The sequence below is a fragment of the Bradyrhizobium sp. GW821-FHT12B03 genome, assembly GCF_058807535.1.
On sequence record NZ_JBXAQU010000004.1, the window covers coordinates 180,636 to 198,071 of the forward strand.

Annotated in this window: 19 protein-coding genes; 9 read left to right on the top strand and 10 right to left on the bottom strand. The window is 65.4% G+C overall.

What is annotated here, in order from left to right:
* The first annotated feature begins 95 nt into the window (after positions 1-95).
* From AC1RUR_RS10405 to AC1RUR_RS10415, 3 genes are read left to right on the top strand one after another with little or no spacing between them, the layout of a single operon-like run.
* Entirely contained in the window at positions 96-398 is a 303-nt protein-coding gene (locus AC1RUR_RS10405; protein WP_492843475.1) for a DUF6460 domain-containing protein, read from the top strand.
* Between the two features lie 31 nt (positions 399-429).
* Positions 430-1,164: an MBL fold metallo-hydrolase gene (locus AC1RUR_RS10410; protein ID WP_492843477.1), complete on the top strand. Its 735-nt coding sequence runs from the start codon at positions 430-432 to the stop codon at positions 1,162-1,164.
* Position 1,165: 1 nt separating this feature from the next.
* Complete coding sequence (locus AC1RUR_RS10415; protein ID WP_492843479.1) at positions 1,166-2,491, top strand: MATE family efflux transporter; 1,326 nt, start codon at positions 1,166-1,168, stop codon at positions 2,489-2,491.
* A gap of 137 nt (positions 2,492-2,628) precedes the next feature.
* Here the strand turns inward: AC1RUR_RS10415 and AC1RUR_RS10420 are convergent, their stop codons facing one another.
* Together AC1RUR_RS10420 and AC1RUR_RS10425 are read right to left on the bottom strand one after the other, a co-directional pair.
* Positions 2,629-3,726: a quinone-dependent dihydroorotate dehydrogenase gene (locus tag AC1RUR_RS10420; protein ID WP_492843481.1), complete on the bottom strand. Its 1,098-nt coding sequence runs from the start codon at positions 3,724-3,726 to the stop codon at positions 2,629-2,631.
* Positions 3,723-4,067: a DUF952 domain-containing protein gene (locus AC1RUR_RS10425; protein ID WP_492843483.1), complete on the bottom strand. Its 345-nt coding sequence runs from the start codon at positions 4,065-4,067 to the stop codon at positions 3,723-3,725. The genes AC1RUR_RS10420 and AC1RUR_RS10425 overlap by 4 nt, the downstream gene beginning before the upstream one ends.
* Positions 4,068-4,357: 290 nt before the next feature.
* Here AC1RUR_RS10425 and AC1RUR_RS10430 point away from each other — a divergent pair, with 290 nt between their 5' ends.
* Both AC1RUR_RS10430 and AC1RUR_RS10435 read left to right on the top strand, forming a co-directional pair.
* Positions 4,358-5,011 carry a S24 family peptidase gene (locus AC1RUR_RS10430; protein WP_492843485.1) on the top strand — a complete coding sequence of 218 codons (654 nt, stop codon included), beginning with the start codon at positions 4,358-4,360 and terminating at the stop codon, positions 5,009-5,011.
* Between the two features lie 92 nt (positions 5,012-5,103).
* On the top strand, positions 5,104-5,856 hold the full coding sequence (locus AC1RUR_RS10435) for a carbonic anhydrase (RefSeq protein ID WP_492843487.1): 753 nt from the start codon (positions 5,104-5,106) through the stop codon (positions 5,854-5,856).
* A gap of 173 nt (positions 5,857-6,029) precedes the next feature.
* Here the strand turns inward: AC1RUR_RS10435 and AC1RUR_RS10440 are convergent, their stop codons facing one another.
* The 5 genes from AC1RUR_RS10440 to AC1RUR_RS10460 form a co-directional block, all read right to left on the bottom strand.
* The gene (locus AC1RUR_RS10440) at positions 6,030-7,673 is read right to left on the bottom strand and encodes a lysine--tRNA ligase (RefSeq protein ID WP_492843489.1); all 1,644 of its coding nucleotides are present in this window, start codon (positions 7,671-7,673) and stop codon (positions 6,030-6,032) included.
* A gap of 217 nt (positions 7,674-7,890) precedes the next feature.
* Positions 7,891-8,829: an ABC transporter substrate-binding protein gene (locus tag AC1RUR_RS10445; protein ID WP_492843490.1), complete on the bottom strand. Its 939-nt coding sequence runs from the start codon at positions 8,827-8,829 to the stop codon at positions 7,891-7,893.
* 199 nt (positions 8,830-9,028) lie between these two features.
* A complete protein-coding gene (locus AC1RUR_RS10450; RefSeq protein WP_492843492.1) occupies positions 9,029-9,619 on the bottom strand; it encodes an SCO family protein in 591 nt (196 codons plus the stop codon).
* A gap of 24 nt (positions 9,620-9,643) precedes the next feature.
* On the bottom strand, positions 9,644-9,838 hold the full coding sequence (locus AC1RUR_RS10455) for a hypothetical protein (protein ID WP_492843494.1): 195 nt from the start codon (positions 9,836-9,838) through the stop codon (positions 9,644-9,646).
* A gap of 132 nt (positions 9,839-9,970) precedes the next feature.
* Positions 9,971-10,492 carry a hypothetical protein gene (locus tag AC1RUR_RS10460; protein WP_492843496.1) on the bottom strand — a complete coding sequence of 174 codons (522 nt, stop codon included), beginning with the start codon at positions 10,490-10,492 and terminating at the stop codon, positions 9,971-9,973.
* A 264-nt stretch (positions 10,493-10,756) separates the two neighbouring features.
* On the opposite strand from AC1RUR_RS10460, the gene AC1RUR_RS10465 reads away from it, so the two are divergent.
* The 4 genes from AC1RUR_RS10465 to AC1RUR_RS10480 all read left to right on the top strand — a co-directional run bounded on the left by AC1RUR_RS10465 (position 10,757) and on the right by AC1RUR_RS10480 (position 14,324).
* Positions 10,757-12,415: an FAD-binding dehydrogenase gene (locus AC1RUR_RS10465; RefSeq protein WP_492843498.1), complete on the top strand. Its 1,659-nt coding sequence runs from the start codon at positions 10,757-10,759 to the stop codon at positions 12,413-12,415.
* A 3-nt stretch (positions 12,416-12,418) separates the two neighbouring features.
* Entirely contained in the window at positions 12,419-13,336 is a 918-nt protein-coding gene (locus AC1RUR_RS10470) for a CE1 family esterase (RefSeq protein WP_492843501.1), read from the top strand.
* A 114-nt stretch (positions 13,337-13,450) separates the two neighbouring features.
* Positions 13,451-13,801 (top strand): RidA family protein, encoded by a 351-nt coding sequence (locus AC1RUR_RS10475; RefSeq protein WP_063686455.1) that lies wholly within the window; start codon positions 13,451-13,453, stop codon positions 13,799-13,801.
* A gap of 157 nt (positions 13,802-13,958) precedes the next feature.
* Positions 13,959-14,324 carry a nuclear transport factor 2 family protein gene (locus AC1RUR_RS10480; RefSeq protein WP_492843503.1) on the top strand — a complete coding sequence of 122 codons (366 nt, stop codon included), beginning with the start codon at positions 13,959-13,961 and terminating at the stop codon, positions 14,322-14,324.
* Positions 14,325-14,505: 181 nt separating this feature from the next.
* Here AC1RUR_RS10480 and AC1RUR_RS10485 read toward each other — a convergent pair whose 3' ends face one another.
* The 3 genes from AC1RUR_RS10485 to AC1RUR_RS10495 form a co-directional block, all read right to left on the bottom strand.
* Positions 14,506-15,354, bottom strand: coding sequence for an amidohydrolase family protein (locus tag AC1RUR_RS10485; RefSeq protein ID WP_492843505.1), 849 nt, complete (start codon positions 15,352-15,354; stop codon positions 14,506-14,508).
* A 2-nt stretch (positions 15,355-15,356) separates the two neighbouring features.
* Positions 15,357-16,334 carry an aldo/keto reductase gene (locus tag AC1RUR_RS10490; RefSeq protein WP_492843507.1) on the bottom strand — a complete coding sequence of 326 codons (978 nt, stop codon included), beginning with the start codon at positions 16,332-16,334 and terminating at the stop codon, positions 15,357-15,359.
* A 100-nt stretch (positions 16,335-16,434) separates the two neighbouring features.
* Positions 16,435-17,367: a sugar-binding protein gene (locus AC1RUR_RS10495; protein ID WP_492843509.1), complete on the bottom strand. Its 933-nt coding sequence runs from the start codon at positions 17,365-17,367 to the stop codon at positions 16,435-16,437.
* Positions 17,368-17,436: the final 69 nt, after the last annotated feature.

Consider the following 17,436-nt stretch of genomic DNA (forward strand, 5'->3'; position numbering starts at 1 on the left):
AAAGTCCCGTAAGCTGATTGACGCCCCGCCGCGGGTTCCCCATGTGCCTCGCGGTGCCCTATAATGGGCGCCGAATCCCCGAGGAGTTCTTTGCGATGGTCCAAGACGTCAGAGATTTGCCGGCCGGCCGCAGTGACGGCCTGAACCGCTTTCTCGGCGGCTCGCCGCTGGCGGTCGCGTTTCGCCTCGTCCTGCTCTCGATCCTGGTGGGCGTCGTGCTGGCGGCGATCGGCTTCGATCCCTGGAACATCATCACCAGCATTCGTCTCCTGTTCCAGCGGCTGTGGGATCTCGGCTTCGACGCCGTCAACTGGCTGTGGCGCTACTTCCTGCTCGGCGCTGTCATCGTGATCCCGATCTGGCTGCTGTCGCGCGTCTTCGGCGCGCCGCGCCGCTAAGTCCGGGTCAAGCTCAGGGGGCCCGCAGCCGATGCAATTACGCTTTGTCGGCTGCGGCGACGCCTTCGGCTCGGGCGGCAGGCTCAACACCTGCTTCCACGTTGCGGGGCGCCAAGCCAATTTTCTGATCGATTGCGGCGCGTCGGCTCTGCCGGCGCTGAAGCGGCTCGAGATCGATCGCAACGACATCGACCTGATCCTGATCACGCATTTCCACGGCGATCATTTTGCCGGGCTGCCGTTTGTCCTGCTCGACGCGCAGTTCTCGCGGCGGACACGGCCGCTGACGATCGCCGGCCCGAGAGGCATCGAGACGCGGCTGCGTGAGGTCATGGAGGCACTGTTCGAGCATTCCTCCAAGACCAAGCAGCGCTTCGAGCTATCGGTCGTTGAGCTGACACCCGGACAAAGCCAAGCCTTCGGCGCGGTGACGGTGACGCCCTATCCGGTCGTGCACGGTGAATCCGGTGGACCATTCCTGGCCTACCGCATCGAGGCCGAGGGCCGCACCCTCGCCTACAGCGCCGATACCGAATGGACGGAGACGCTCATTCCGCTGGCGCATGGCGCGGACCTTTTCATTGCGGAAGCCTATATGTACGAGAAGGTGGTCAAGAACCATCTCAGCCTGAAGACCTTGGAACAGCATCTTCCCGCGATCGGCGCAAAACGTCTCGTCCTCACCCATATGAGCGACGACGTGCTGTCGCGCCTCGACGATATCGCGCATCTCGCCGCCGAAGACGGCATGGTGCTCGTGTTCTGACATGCATGCGCCCGTTCATCCCAGGGTCGGCTCCCGCCAGGTGTTCGCCATCGCGGGTCCGGCGATGGTCGCGAACCTCACCACGCCGCTGATCGGCGTGGTCTCGACCACCGCGATCGGGCGGCTCGACGATGCCGCGCTGCTCGGCGGCGTGGCGATGGCCTCGGTGATCTTCGACTGCCTGTTCTGGCTGTTCGGCTTCCTGCGCATGAGCACGCTCGCCTTCACCGCGCAGGCGCTCGGCGCCGGCGAAACGCGCGAGCTGACCGCGATCCTGATGCGCGGCTTCATCGTCGCGGGCCTGATCGGGGCTGCGCTGATTGCGCTGCAACTGCCGCTGGCGGCCGTGCTGTTCGACCTGATGGGCGGCAGCGAGGGCGTCACGCGCGCCGCCAAGACCTATTTCATGATCCGTATCTGGTCGTCGCCGCTGGCCTTCGCCAATTATGTCATCCTCGGCTGGCTGGTGGGACAGGCCCGCGCCAATCCGGCGCTCGCGCTCCAGATCGCGATCAACCTCATCAACACGGCCGCGACCCTCGTGCTGGTGCTGGTCTACCAGACCGGCATCGCCGGCGCGGCGATGGCCGCCCTCCTCTCCGAGACGGTCGGCCTGGTGCTCGGCGTGATCGTCTGCCGCCGCCATGCGGATGGCGGCTTTGCGGTGCCGCGCGCCACGCTGTTCGACCGGGCGAAGCTGATGCGGATGCTGGCGGTGAATTCGGACATCATGATCCGCACCGCGGCGCTGATCGCCGTGTTCCTGTTCTTCACCGCGAAGGGGGCGCGCGCCGGCGACGTCACGCTGGCCGCGAATTCCGTGCTCAACAATTTCCTGCTGGTCAGCGCCTTCTTCCTCGACGGCCTCGCCAATGCGGCCCAGCAGCTCTGCGGCCGCACCTTTGGCGCGCGCGACGCGAAAGGTTTTTCAGATTCGACCCGGCTGGTGCTCGCGTGGGGGCTCGGCTTCGCGCTGGTGGTCGCGGTGCTGTTCGCGCTGTTCGGGACGTCGCTGATCAATGTCATGACCGCGAGTGAAGACGTCCGCCGCGCCGCGCGCGAATTCCTGCCGTTCATCGTGCTGGCACCGGTGCCCGGCGTGTTCGCCTTCGGCTTCGACGGGATCTATATCGGCGCGACCTGGGCGCGCGAGATGCGCAATCTGATGCTGGCCTCGCTGGCGATCTTCCTCATCAGCTGGTGGGCGCTGCAATCCCTCGGCAATGCCGGACTGTGGTGCGCGCTGATCGCATTCTATGCCGCGCGCGGCGGCCTGCAGGGCGCGCGTTATCCGGCGTTGTACAGGGCGACGTTTCCGAAATCCTGACGATCGTGTCCCGGACGTGGCGCTGCATGAAATGACGCGATGCAGAGCCGGGACCCAGCGGCAGTGGGCCCCGGATCAGCAGCGCACCACGCCGCAAAGGACGGCGCGCTGCGCTGCATCCGGGGCACGAGACCGCCTTACATCCCCGGCCAGTCTTCCGCCGTCAGCGTCGCGGCATCCGCACCGACGATGTCGGCGAGCGAATCCCTGCCCGTCCGCAGCAACGTCGACGTCAGATCGCGCTTGATCTCCTCGACGAGGCCAAGACCCTTGTAGACCAGCGACGAATAGAGCTGGATCAGGCTGGCGCCGGCGCGGATCTTCGTCAGCGCGGCACCGCCGGAATCGACGCCGCCGACGCCGATCAGCGGGAACGCGCCCTCGACGCGCACATAGGTCTCCGCGACCATCCGCGTCGACAGGCGGAACAACGGCCGGCCCGACAGGCCGCCCTGCTCCTTCGCGCGCATCTCTTCCCGCAGCGTGCTCGGCCGCGCGATCGTCGTGTTCGATACGATCATGCCGTCGACCCGGCGCGAGCGCGCCACCTGCACGACGTCGTCGAGCTGGGCAAGGCTCAGATCCGGCGCGATCTTCAGCAGCACCGGCGTGTCGCCGGCCTTCTGCCTGACACGCTCGCGCGCGTCGATCACCCGCGCGAGGAGATCGTCGAGCAGAGCGCCTTCCTGTAAGTTGCGCAGGCCCGGCGTGTTCGGCGAGGAGACGTTGACGGTGAAATAGCTCGCAACCGGCGCGAAGGTCTCGATCAGCTTGACGTAATCGCCGACGCGATCCGGCGAATCCTTGTTGGCGCCGACATTGACGCCGACGATGCCGCCGTGCTGCGCGCGCGCGGCGAGCCGGCGCAGCGCGACGTCCGCGCCGTCATTGTTGAAACCCATGCGGTTGATGACGGCCTCGTCGCGCTCGAGCCGGAACAGCCGCGGCCGCGGATTGCCGGCTTGCGGCTTCGGCGTCACCGAGCCGATCTCGACGAAGCCGAAACCGAGTCGCAGCAGCGCGTCCGGCACCTCGGCGCTCTTGTCGAAGCCCGCGGCCATGCCGATCGGATTGGGAAAGTTGAGCCCGAAGGCGCGCACCGCGAGCTTGGGATCGTCGACGCGCGGCTTCACCGGCGGCAGGAAGCGCAGGCCCTGGATCGCCAGACGATGCGCGTCCTCCGGATCGAGCCAGCGCAGCACCGGCAGCGAAAATGCATCGAAGGCGCGGATCACGAGGCAAGCTCCGGCATGTCGTGGCCGCCGTCGGAGCGCATGTTGAGGTTCGTCACCGAGATCACCGCGCCGAGGTCGAGCTCCCCATAAAGATGCGGAAACAGCTCGTCATTGCGCGAGCGCTCCCAGCGCAGCGCGCTGCCCAGCGCGTCGCCGTCGACCTCGACCAGGAACAGCGCGCGCTGCCCGAAATAATGCTTGCGCAAGGTCTCGGGAACCTGGGCGGCCGTCGAGAAATGGACGAAACCGTCGCGCGCGTCGTCCGCGCTGCCCCGGTACACGCCCTGCCGTTCCGCCTCGCGCCAGGCCGAGGCCGGACAGATTTTGTAGATCTTGACCACCGGATGTGGAGCCCTGTTTGCTCTTTGAGTCTTTTGGGGTTTTTCGTCTCTTGCGGGTCTCAAAACCCGGCGCGACCGTAAAGGCCGCTCCCTCCGAACTCAAGAGTTAGAGCCTATTCCGTTCCGATGAAACCGGAAGGAGCTCTAAATTGTTGTTTTGACGCGTTTTCCTGGCGCGAGCCGGTATCCGCCTGACTTGAAAACGCTTCCCCAGTCGCCTCTTGCGCGAAAATCGGAAAACCGGTTGATTTGAGGACAGTTTTCCTGAGTTGCGACGGGCTGGACCTTCCATGGTCAGACAGGCCAAAGCGCAGAGGATACTGACTCACGACCAGATCTGGGTCGCGCTGGATCGGCTGGCGGCGCGTGCCGGGCTGTCTCCGTCCGGCCTTGCCAAACGGGCCGGGCTCGACCCCACCACTTTCAACAGGTCCAAGCGCGTCACCTCGGACGGCCGCGAGCGCTGGCCCTCGACCGAATCGATCGCGAAAGCGCTGGCCGCGACCGGCGCCTCGATCGACACCTTTGCAAGACTGATCGATGACGACGCGGGCGACGGCCATTCGGTCCCGCTGCTCGGCTTCGCGCTGGCTGGCGCGAGCGGCGCTTTCGACGAGTCCGGCTTGCCGTCCGGCAAGGGCTGGACCGAGGTCGCGCTTCCCACTGCCGAGGACAGCCAGACCTTCGCGCTGGAGATAGCCGGCGATGCGTTTGCACCCACCTATCGCCACGGCGACATCATCCTGGTCTCACCGAGCACACCGATCCGCAAGGGGGACCGCGTCGTGGTGAAGACCAAGGCGGGCGAGATGACGGTCGCAACCTTGAAGCGCCGCACGACAAAGGCACTGGACTTGCAGCCGCTCGATGCGTCGCAAGCCGAGTGGACGATGGCGGTGAGCGAAATCGGCTGGATCGCCCGGATCGTGTGGACGCGCCAATAGATTCTCGCAGCGCGATCGCAGTTGCGACTCACTGCGCCCCTCGCCTAGGTTGCGCCGATATTGCCAGCCCAATTCACGTCAGGGGGAATATGATGAATCGCCGTCACGCATTGAAGGCCCTGGCGGGTCTCGCGCTGTGTCCGGTCTGCAAGCCGGCCTTCGCCGCCGAAGGCGTGCATTGGAGCTATGAAGGCGCCGGCGCTCCTGCCAAATGGGGCGATCTCGACACGGCCAACAAGGCCTGCGCGGTCGGGCTGCAACAATCGCCGATCGACATCGAGGCGACGATCAAGTCGCAATTGCCGATGCTGAAGCTGAGCTGGGGCAAGAGCCCTGACACAATCGTCAACAACGGGCACACGATCCAGCTCAACTTCGCCGAAGGCAGCACGCTCATGCTCGGCGACGTCAAGTACAAGCTGCTCCAGGTCCACTTCCACCGGCCGAGCGAGCACATGATCGGCGGCAAGAATTTTCCGATGGAGGCGCATTTCGTCCATCGCAACGATGCCGGCGGTCTCGCCGTGGTCGGCGTGCTGATGGCCGAGGGCAGGCCGAACACAGCCTTCGGCAAGATCGTCAAGACCATGCCGGCGGCGGAAGGCCCGGCGGTGAAGGCGGATGCGGGCATCGATCCCCACGCCATGCTGCCCACGCGGCTCAGCTACTTCCGCTACCCCGGCTCGCTGACGACGCCGCCCTGCTCGGAAGTGGTCGAATGGCTGTTGCTGACCACCCCGATCCAGGTCTCGGCCGCCGACGTCGCGGCCTTCGCAAGACTCTATCCGATGAACGCGCGCCCGGTGCAGAAGGACAACCGCCGTTACGTGCTGAAGTCGATTTGAGGCGATAGTCTCTCAACATCGTCGTCCCGGCGAAGGCCGGGACCCATAATCACAGGGAGAAGTTTGGCGCCAAGCAGTCGCTCCGAGTCCCCGTAACCACATCCGACGGTGGCTATGGGTCCCGGCCTTCGCCGGGACGACGATGAGGAAACACCGCGCTCTTGCGACGCCTCTCACGCGCTCCGCGCCAGCGCGCCGTCGATCATGTTGATCGCGTTCTGCACGCCGTACACCGCGACGAAGGAGCCGAAGCGCGGGCCCTTCTCCTGGCCGAGCAGGACCTGGTAGAGCATGTTGAACCAGTCGAGCGTCACGCCCGGACGGCCGTCCTTGCCCTTCTTGACCTGGTCGAGGAACGGCTCGCGGCGGCCGATCTCGTAGACGACGTTCTGGATGTCCTCGGCCGAGGATTCCTGCGGCAGCTGCGAGAGCGCATCGCGCAGATCCTGGAGCGCCGCGCGCTCGGTCTCGGTCGGCACCCGGAACTGCTTGGTCGGCGCCACGAAGTCGCGGTAATAGTTGATGGCGTAGCCGACCATCGCATCGAGCTTGGGATGCGTCTTGGGGCTCACGCCGGGACGGTAGCGGCCGATGAAGCCCCACAGCGTCGCGGCATTCTCCGCGTTCGACGACGACACCAGCGTCAGCAGGAGCTGGAAGGTGACGGGCATGTCGCCCTTCGGCGGATGGCCGCTGTGGATGTGCCAGACCGGATTGCCGAGCTGCTGCTTGCCGTCCTGCTTGGCGAAACCGTCGATGAATTGCTGGTAGTCGTCGACATTGCGCGGGATGACGTCGAAATACAGCCGCTTGGCCGCCTTCGGCTCGCGATACATGAACAGCGACAGCGATTCCGGCGAGGCGTAGCGCAGCCATTCGTCGATGGTCAGGCCGTTGCCCTTCGACTTCGAGATCTTCTGGCCATTCTCGTCGAGGAAGAGCTCGTAGTTGAAACCTTCGGGCGGCGTGCCGCCGAGCGCCTTGGCGATCGCGCCGGAGAGCTTCACCGAGTCGATCAGGTCCTTGCCGGCCATCTCGTAGTCGACGCCGAGCGCAACCCAGCGCATCGCCCAGTCGGCCTTCCACTGGCACTTGACGTGGCCGCCGGTGACGGGCGTCTCGATCTCTTCGCCGCTGTCGGGATCGACATAAGTCACGGTGCCCGCCGCGACGTCGCGGCGGATCATCGGCACCTGGAGCACGACACCGGTGGTCTTGCTGATCGGCAGGAACGGCGAATAGGTCGCGCGCCGATCGGGCCCCAGCGTCGGCAGGATGATCGCCATGACCTGGTCGTAGGCGGCCAGCATCTTGAGCAGCGTCGCGTCGAAGCGGCCCGACGTATAATAGTCGGTCGAGCTGGCGAACTCGTAGTCGAAGCCGAAATGATCGAGGAACTCGCGCAGGCGCGCATTGTTGGCAGCGCCGAACGAGGGGTACTCGTTGGAGAACGGATCCGGCACTCGCGTCAACGGCTTGCCGAGATGCGCGGCCAGCATCTCCTTGTTCGGCACGTTGTCCGGCACCTTGCGGAAGCCGTCCATGTCGTCGGAGAAGGCGAGCAGGCGCGTCTTGATCTTGTCCTCGGTGAGCACGCGGAACGCATGGCGGACCATCGAGGTGCGCGCGACCTCGCCGAACGTGCCGATATGCGGCAGGCCGGACGGACCGTAGCCGGTCTCGAACAGCACCTCGTCCTTCGGGCTTTTCTTCAGCCGCGCGACAATGGCCTTCGCCTGCTCGAACGGCCAGGCGTTGGATTGTTCGGCGAGCGCACGCAGGTCGCTCGGATTTGCGGCAAGATCGATAACGGACATCAGGGGCCTCCGGGCCGCGGAAAATAGCGATTTCCCGGCAGAATGCAATTTTGTGCGCGGTGTTGCCTCTCGCACCGTCATTGCGAGCGACTTGTCCGCCGTAGCTCGAAGAGCGAAGGCGGAAGCGAAACAATCCAGAATCTTTCCGCGGAAACAGTCTGGATTGCTTCGTCGCAAGGGCTCCTCGCAATGACGGCGGAGAGAGCGGCAAAGAAAACTAGAACGGGCTCACCGAAAAATACCGCAGCCACAGATCGGTGTAGCGGCCTTTTTCCCAGACGCGGAACAGGGCCCAGTTCAGGGCCTGGCGCAGCACGTCGTTGCCCTTGCGGACGGCGATCCCGATGCCTTCGCCGAAGAAGCGGCTCTCGACGAAGGGGCCGCCGGAGAAGGCGCAGCAATCGCCGGAATCCGTGCCGTTGATCCAGAACGCGAGCGAGATGGCGTCGCCGAAGATGAAGTCGACCTCGCCCTTGCGAAGCGCGGCGCGCATCGCGTCGTCGTTGGGATAAGGGTGCAGCTCGGCGTCGGTGAACATTGCCTTGAGATAGGCTTCATGCGCGGAGCCCGCGATCACGCCGACCTTCTTGCCCTCGAGATATTCGGGGCGGATCTCCGGCATCACCGCATCCTTGCGCGAGGCAAAGCGCGCCGGCACGCGGTAATAGGGATCGGAGAAGTCGACGCGGGCGCGCAGCTGCGGGCTCACCGCCATCGAGGCGATGATGGCGTCGCCCCGGTTCGAGGTGAGCGCATCGACCAGCGTCTCGAAACGGCGCATCTGCACCGTGCAGGTGACCTTGATCTCCTCGCAGAGGGCGCGGGCGAGATCGACGTTGAAGCCGGCCGGATTGCCGTCGGCCCCGGTGTAGTTGAACGGCGGATAGTCGGTCTCGGTCAGGAAGCGGATCACGGTCAGGCGCGACAAGTCCGGCCGCTCCGGCCGCCGCCGCGGGTCCCAGAAGCCCGGCACGGCCTGCGGGGCGGCCTGGGGCGCGACCTGCGGGGTGGCCTGGGGCGCCGCCGGCGGCTGCTTGGCGGGGACCTGCGCCCTGCTGGCGCCGGGCAGGCCTGCGAACAGGCAGGCGCCGAGGGCCAGCGCTGTCAGCAAGCCACGGGCAGATTTGGACGATTTCGCCTGTTGCGATGGAGCCATCGGCCGGAAATGAACGAATTTCGTTGGGATCGGAGGGCGTTATAGACCATCCGACCGGGAACGCGAGCGCCGATTGTGGCCAGGGTGAAGGGCCGGCAGTCGTCATGGCCGGGCTTGTCCCGGGCATCCACAAACTTTCTAGCATGGCCCCAGAACGTGGATGGCCGGGACAAGCCCGGCCATGACGGCGGAGGGTAGATCAAAGATACCGCTTCAAATCCGCCGCGGCCTCTTCCGGGGTCCGCTTCAGATTGAACGGCGAGACGAAGCGGCCGTCGCGGTCCATCAGATAGATCAGCGCGGTGTGGTCCATGGTGTAGTCGCCGTCCTTGGTCGGCACCTTCTTGGCATAGACCCGGTAGGAGGTGATGACCCTGGCGGTCTCGGCGGGATCGCCGCTGAGGCCCTCGAGATGCGGATCGAAGCTCGACAGATAGTCCTTCATCGCGGCCTGGGTGTCGCGTTCGGGGTCGACCGAGATGAAGATGGCGTTGACCTTGTCGGCGTCCTTGCCCATCGCCCGCAGCACTTCCGAGATCTCGAACAGCGAGGTCGGGCAGACGTCGGGGCAATGGGTGTAGCCGAAGAAGATCAGGGTCGGCTTGCCCTTGAGGCTCTTGTCGGTGACGGTCTTGCCGTTCTGGTCGGTCAGCTGGAACGGGCCGCCGATCGCGGCCGGCTGCGCCACCTTGCTGACCCCGCCCATGGCCCAGAACATGATCAGCAGCCCGACAACGAGGCTTGCGGCGAAGGCGGTCGCGATCACCAGCGGACGGGCGGCGGAACTCATGGGCGGACAACTTCCTGTCGCGGATCAGAAGCAGGCGGCGAAGCCGGTCCTGATCATTTCGAAGAACACCTGGGAGCCGTAGTGGAACCACAGCGCGAGCGTGCCGATCACGACGAGCCCGCCGATCCCTGCACCCGCGAACAGCAGCACGTACGGCGTCCGGACGGCAGTGGGCGAATTGTCCTGTAACGGATGGGCCGGGCGCACGGGTTGAGCCATGACAATGATGGGACAATGATCGGGATCATGATCGGGGCGAAGGCCCCGGTTCCCGGGTTTCAGATAGGCTTTAGCCCGCCAGCGGGCAAGGCGCCGCTGGCGGGCTAAAACAAACCCGTCGTGCCGGGGATGTCAGTGCAGAAGCTGGCCCCGGGCGGACTCGATCTGCTCCGATTGCGGGAGCGGCCGGCGTGACGGCTTGATCGCCGAGGCCTGCGCGTCCAGGTAGCAGGGCTTGTACATGGCCTGCAGCTGCTTGCCCTTCAGGAAAAGCATGTGCGGGGTCAGGCCGCCGCGCTGGCTGATCCAGCGCTTCACCTGCGAGGGGTACATCGCATAGAGCATCTGGGTTGCTTCGGAATTGGTGACGGCGCGGCCATTGGCGCCGAAATCCCAGGCGGCGTGGAAGCCGAGCGTCGCGCTCGAGGTCACGCAGATGCGGTCGTGCGGGATGGCGCCGAGGACGATGGTGCAGGCGGAGGCGCAAAGACCGTCGATGATGACGGTTTCGCCGGATTGCCTGAGGTCCTGATATTTGTCGACGTAGGTTCCGATCCGGCCGCCGCGGTCATCCGCGATCCGAACCACGGCGTGAGAAGCCCCCATGCAGGCGATCAGCACAACCGCCGCCAGCAACCCCGTCAGAAACTTCATTGTCCCCCGCCCCAGTCGAATTCGAATCTGCGTGTCAGGTGGTGATGCACGGCTAGCGTCCGTCGTAACCGAGGTTTTGTCTAGGCAGGCCGGCTCGCTCAAAACAAATTCAAATCCAGTGTTGCGTCCGCGCTGCACTCCGCCGGTCTCTATCCCAAAGTGGAACAAGTTAATGATGTCTTACGCGCCACACCCTTGATCTCAGTTACAACCGCTGGCTTCAATCCGGGCAACTACAGGGGGGAACCGATGGAGGGGGAACACATGGCTGAACAGACGGACGTCGTCGTTGTCGGCGCTGGACTATCGGGCCTCGTGGCCGCAACCGAGATCGCGGATGCGGGCAAGCGCGTGATCGTGGTCGACCAGGAGGGCGAGCAGTCGCTCGGCGGCCAGGCGTTCTGGTCGTTCGGCGGATTGTTTCTGGTCGATTCGCCGGAGCAGCGCCGGCTCGGCATCAAGGATTCCTACGAGCTCGCGATGCAGGACTGGCTCGGCACCGCCGGCTTCGACCGCGACGAAGATCACTGGCCGCGCCAATGGGCCGAGGCCTATGTCGCCTTCGCCGCCGGCGAGAAGCGCGACTGGCTGCGCGCGATGGGGCATCGCATCTTCCCGGTGGTCGGCTGGGCCGAGCGCGGCGGCTATGACGCGATGGGGCACGGCAATTCGGTGCCGCGCTTCCACGTCACCTGGGGCACCGGCCCCGGCATCGTCGAGCCGTTCGAGCGCCGCGCGCGCGAGGCCGTCAAGAGCGGCCGGTTGACCTTCAGGTTCCGTCATCGCGTCGACGCGCTGTCCATCACCAATGGCGCGGTGGACGGCGTCAGCGGCGCCGTTCTCGCGCCAGACGATGTCGAGCGCGGCAAGAGCTCGTCGCGCAATGTCGTCGGCGAGTTCGCGCTGAAGGCGCAGGCCGTGATCGTGGCGTCCGGCGGCATTGGCGGCAATCACGAGCTGGTGCGGCAGAACTGGCCGAAGCGGCTCGGCGAACCGCCAAAGTTCATGATCTCCGGCGTGCCCGAGCATGTCGACGGCCGCATGATCGGCATCACCGAAAAGACCGGCGCGCGGCTGATCAACCGCGACCGCATGTGGCACTATGTCGAGGGCATCCAGAACTGGAATCCAATCTGGCCGCGCCACGGCATCCGCATCCTGCCTGGCCCGTCCTCGATGTGGTTCGACGCCATGGGCACACGGCTGCCGGCGCCGCTGTTCCCAGGCTCCGACACGCTCGGCCAGCTCCAATACATCATGTCATCAGGCTATGATTATTCCTGGTTCATCCTGACCCAGAGCATCATCAAGAAGGAATTTGCGCTGTCGGGATCGGAGCAGAACCCCGACCTCACCGGCAAGAGCTGGCGCATGACCTTGCGCCGCGCCACCAACAAGGGCGCGCCGGCGCCGGTGGAAGCGTTCAAAAGCCATGGTGTCGACTTCATCGTGCGCGACAAGATCGAGGATCTCGTAGCCGCCATGAACAAGCTGGCCGGCAGCGACCTCCTCAAGCTCGAGCACATCAAGATGCAGATCGAGGCGCGCGACCGCGAGATCGCCAACCCTTACGTCAAGGATGCGCAGGTGATGAACATCCACAACGCGCGCCGCTACATCGGCGACAGACTGATCCGCACCGCCTCGCCGCACCGCATCCTCGATCCCGCGCAGGGGCCGCTGATCGCGGTGAAACTCAACATCCTCACCCGCAAGACGCTCGGCGGCTTCGAGACCGATCTCGACTCGCGCGTGTTCGGCAGCGAGGGCCGCGTCATTCCCGGCCTCTACGCGGTCGGCGAAGCCGCGGGCTTCGGTGGCGGCGGCGTGCACGGCTATCGCTCGCTCGAGGGCACCTTCCTCGGCGGCTGCCTGTTCTCGGGCCGCAATGCGGGCCGCGCAGCAGCGAAGGCGGTGGGCTAGATCGTGCGGCAGTGGATGCACATCGGGGCGATTCTCACGGGCCTCGCAGCCGCCCCGGCTGCGTCCGCCGACACCATCGACGTCAACGGCGTGATGCGGTCCTACACCGTGCAGCTGCCGGCCAAGCGACTCGTACCGCTGGTGGTCGTGCTGCACGGCAAGACCCAGCGCGGCGCCGACATGGTCGCGCGGACGGCATGGCCCCAGGTCGCAAAGCGCGAAGGTTTTGCCGTGGTCTTTCCGGATGGCCTCAACCATGCCTGGGCCGATGCGAGGACCAAGGCGGGCCCCGCGCTCCGCGGCCCGCCCGAGGGCACCGACGACGTCGCCTTCATCACGAAGCTCGTCGAGAAACTGGTGACGAACGGCACGGCCGACCCTGGCCGCGTCTATGTCGCCGGCATCTCCAACGGCGGCGCCATGGCGATGACGCTGGTCTGCGCCCGCGCCGATCTGTTTGCGGCAGGTGCGAGCGTGATCATGAATCTGACCGACGAAGCCGCGGTCACGTGCCATCCGTCGCGGCCGCTGCCGATGCTGATCATGAACGGTACGGCCGACCCGCTGGTGCCCTACGAGGGCGGACGCGGATCGAGCTATTTTGCCGCAGATGGTTTCTGGTCGACCGAGGAGACACTGGCCTTCTGGCGCAAGCTCAATGAGTGCGAGATCGACGACGCCAGCGTAACTGAAATGCCCGACAGGACGCCCGCAGACCAGTCCACGGCCACACGGATCTCCTCGCGCTGCCCCAAAGGGCACGACGTCGTGCTCTATCGCATCAACCATGGCGGCCATCGCATGCCGGGATTTGCTCCGGATGCCCGCTTCCCGAGGGTCGCCACCAGCCTGCTGGGACCGCAGAACAACGACATCGACGGCGCCGAGACGATCTGGTCGTTCTTCAGTCAGTTTCCGTGAATCGGCGCATGCGCTGCCGGCAACGCATGCGTACCGGGTAACGCATGCGTACCCGGGGTGGCACAGCGTAAAGCGCTGCGCTAGACAGGGCCGCCATTCCAGCAGGAGATCCCTATGAGCATTCAGCGTTTTGAAACCGGCCCGCGCATGAGCCAGGCCGTCGTGCACGGCAACACCGTCTATCTCGCCGGCGTTGTCGCCAACAACGCGGCCGGCGAAAGCGTGACGAAGCAGACCCAGGACATCCTGAAGACGATCGACGGCCATCTCGCCAAGGCCGGCACCGACAAGTCGAAGCTGCTCTCGGCCACGATCTACATCACCGACATGAAGACCTTTGGCGAGATGAACGCGGTGTGGGATGCCTGGGTTTCGCCCGGCAACACCCCGGCCCGCGCCACCGTCGAAGCCAAGCTGGCGGCTGCGCAGTACACCGTCGAGATCATGGTGACGGCCGCGAAGTAATCTTCGCTGACAATTCAGATACGAATGAAGCGCGATGAGCCCATCATCGCGCTTCATTTTTTTGCGCGTGCCGATGACCTCCGAGGTAATCGATCAGCCTGCGCGAACCTTCGATAGTGACGATCAGCCGAACACGGCATCATCGAAGGAGCACCCCATGACCGACCCCGTCACCATCGCCCGCCGCTACATCGAGCTCTGGAACGAGCGCACGACGAGCCGCCGGCGCGAATTGCTGAGCCAGACCTGGACGGCGGATGCAAGCTATGTCGATCCCTTGATGAAGGGCGACGGCCAGGACGACATCGACGCGCTGATATCAGGCGTACAGCAGCGCTTTCCCGACTTCAGGTTCAAGCTGATCGGCGAGCCCAACGGCTACGGCGACCAGTTGCGTTTTTCCTGGGGGCTTGGCCCTGACGGCGTGGACAGCCCGATCAAGGGGACGGATTTCGCCGTGCTGAAGGACGGCCGGATCCGGAGCGTGACGGGATTCCTGGACCAGGTGCCCGCGGGGGCGTGAGCCCACGCACGCGACTTCAAATTCCATTGTCGTCCCGGCGAAGGCCGGGACCCATACAGCGTGATCTCTCAGGTTGCGGAAGGTAGAAGTACCGAACGACCAATCTTCGCCAAACTACCGCCCGGGGTTATGGGTCCCGGCCTTCGCCGGGACGACACCTGTAGTTGGTCGCGAGCTTTGCTCAACCAACCATCGACCGATACGCCACTCTCGCATTTACTCCGAACGCCTTGTCCCGCACGCCCGGCCCAAGCTTCGCCAGGCACGCTTCCAGCGCGCCCTTGATCTCCCCATAGTTTCCCGCGAGCAAGCACACCGGCCAGTCCGAGCCGAAGATCAAACGATCCTCACCGAAACATATCGCGGCGTGCTGGACGAACGGAAACAGTCGCTGCGCGTCCCAGTCACTCCACTTCGCCTCCGTCGCGAGCCCGGAGATCTTGCACCAGACATTGCCGCAAGCGGCGAGCGACTTGATGCGATCGGCCCATTCAGCGCTTCCGCCGGAAGCGACCGGCGGCTTGGCGGCATGGTCGAGCACGAAGCGCGCGTTGGGAAAGGCCTGCGCGGTTGCGATCGCCGCCGGCAATTCGCGGGTGCGGACGAGGAAATCGTAGGCGAGATCGCGGGCGAACAAGGCGGCAAGGCCGCGCTGCACGTCCTTGCGGAGCAGCCAGTCGGGATCGGATTCGTCGTGGACCTGGTGGCGGATGCCGACCAGCTTGTCGCCACCCGGCGCGGCGCGCAGCCGGTCGAGCGTATCACCGAGCGTGGGGTCGGTCAGATCGACCCAGCCGACGACGCCGATGACAGAGGGTGTTGCATGCGCGATGCGCAGAAATTCCTCGGTCTCCTCCAGCGCGGAGCGGCACTGCACCACGATGCTCGCATCGATGCCATTCGCTTTCAACAGCGGCGCGAGATCGGTAGGGCCGAAGGCGCGGCGGATCGGCGCCAGCTCGGGCGCGTCCATCCAGGGATAATCAGCACGCGCGGGGTCCCAGAAATGCTGGTGGGCGTCGATCACCATGCCTACGCTCCACCCGGCAGCGGCGCTCGCGCGTCGACGAGTTTCCGCGCCCGCAGCTCCTGCCAGAAGGCCGGCGGCACCGGCGCCTGCGACATCGCGATGTTGTCGGCGACCTCGCCGGCATTGCGCGCGCCCAGCACGGCGACCGTCACGGCCGGATGGGTCATGCAGAACTGGAGCGCGGCGGCCTTCAGCTCGGTACCGTGCTTGCGGCACAGCGCATCGAGCGCGAGCGCCCGCGCGACCAGCGCCGCGTCGGCATCCTGATAATTGAACTTCGCGCCGGGATGCGGATTGGCCAGGATGCCGCTGTTGTAGATGCCACCGAGCAGGATGCCGATGTTCCTGGCGGCGCAGACCGGAAACAGCGCATCCAGCGCGCCCTGGTCGAGCAGCGTGTAGCGGCCGGCGAGCAGGAAGCAGTCGACCGGCACGGCCTCGGCGAAGCGCGCCGGCATTTCCGACTGGTTCATGCCGGCGCCGATCGCCTTGACCGTGCCCTCGGCGCGCAGGCGCTGCAGCGCGCGGAAGGCGCCGGCGACGGCGTCGTCATAATGGTCGTCGGGATCGTGCACGAGCAGGACGTCGACGCGGTCGAGCCCGAGGCGAGCAAGACTTTCCTCCACCGAGCGCATCACGCCGTCGTAGCTGAAATCGAACACCGGCCGCTCGCGCGGCGTGCCCTTGTAGTGTTCGTCCTCGGCGGCGCCGTCGTCAGGAGCGCGCAGCAGGCGACCCACCTTGGTCGAGATGACGTAGGAGTCGCGCTTCTGTTGCCGCAGGAACGCGCCGAGCCGCCGCTCCGCGAGGCCAAAGCCGTAGAGCGGCGCGGTGTCGTAGAAGCGGATGCCGGCAGACCAGGCGCGCTCCAGCGTCGCTTGCGCATCGGCGTCGCTGACGGGCGTGAACAATCCGCCGAGCGGGGCGGAGCCGAGACCGATTGAGGTGACGTCGAGGGAACCGAGCCGCGACCGTTTCATTCCAAATTTCCTTCCAACAGTCCAAAATCATCTCTCCCGCTTGCGGAAACCGCAAGCGGGAGAGGCACGCAGGAGCAGGAGCGCGGGGCTGGTGGCGCTCCTACTTCAGCATCTGCGCAACGTTGTCCTTGGTGACGAGATCGAGGCCAGTGTAGACGATCTCCGGCACCTTCTCGCCCTTCTTGATGGCAAGCAGCGTGTCCATCGCCTTCTCGCCCATCTCGAACGGACGCTGGCCGACCAGCGCATTGGCGTAACCGTCGCGCAGCAGCTCGAGCTGCATCTTCAACGTGTCGGCAACGACCAGCGTGAACTTGCCGGAATCGATGTCCTTCTTGGACCTCGACGCGAAGGCCTTGAAGCCTTCGGGAGCGAACATCGGCCAGCCGCCGATGGGAACGATGGCGGCAAGATCGGGCGTCGAAGTGCGGACGTCGGTCATCTGCTGGACCGCGAGCGCGGGATCGTCGTTGCAGAAGGTCGGGGAGCCCGCGACCTCGGTCCATTTCGAACCCTTCAGCGCCTCGCGGACGCCGTCGACGCGCTCGGCGAGGTTCTTGGCACCGGGACCGCCCGAGACCATCGCGTACTTTCCGCCGTCGGGACGCATTTTCAGCAATTGCTTGCCGAGCGCGACGCCGAATTCCTTGTTGTTGGTGCCGATATAGGCGATGCGCTTGGATCCGGGTGCATCGGCATCGAAGGTGATGACGGGAATGCCGGCCGCGGTCGCCGCCTCGATCGACTTGGTCATGGCCGCAACGTCGGCGACCGAGATGGCGAGGCCGTCGACCTTCTGGGTGACGAAGTCCTGAATGATCTGCGCCTGCGTCGCCGGCTCGTGCTCGACCGGACCCTTGTAGATGCACTCGATATTGCCGAGCTCCTTGGCGCGCTTCAGGCAGCCATCGCGCGCGAAATCGAAGAACGGATTGTTCATCGCCTTGGGTACGATGACGAAGCGATAGTTCGCGGCGAACGCCGGCGTCGCCATCATCGCGACGGCGATGCCCGCAAGAAGAAATTTCCTCATGGTCTCCTCCACCCTTGTCTGGCGCCCATCCTCTCAAGATCGTCCGGGAAGCGGACAGGCGGCATTTTC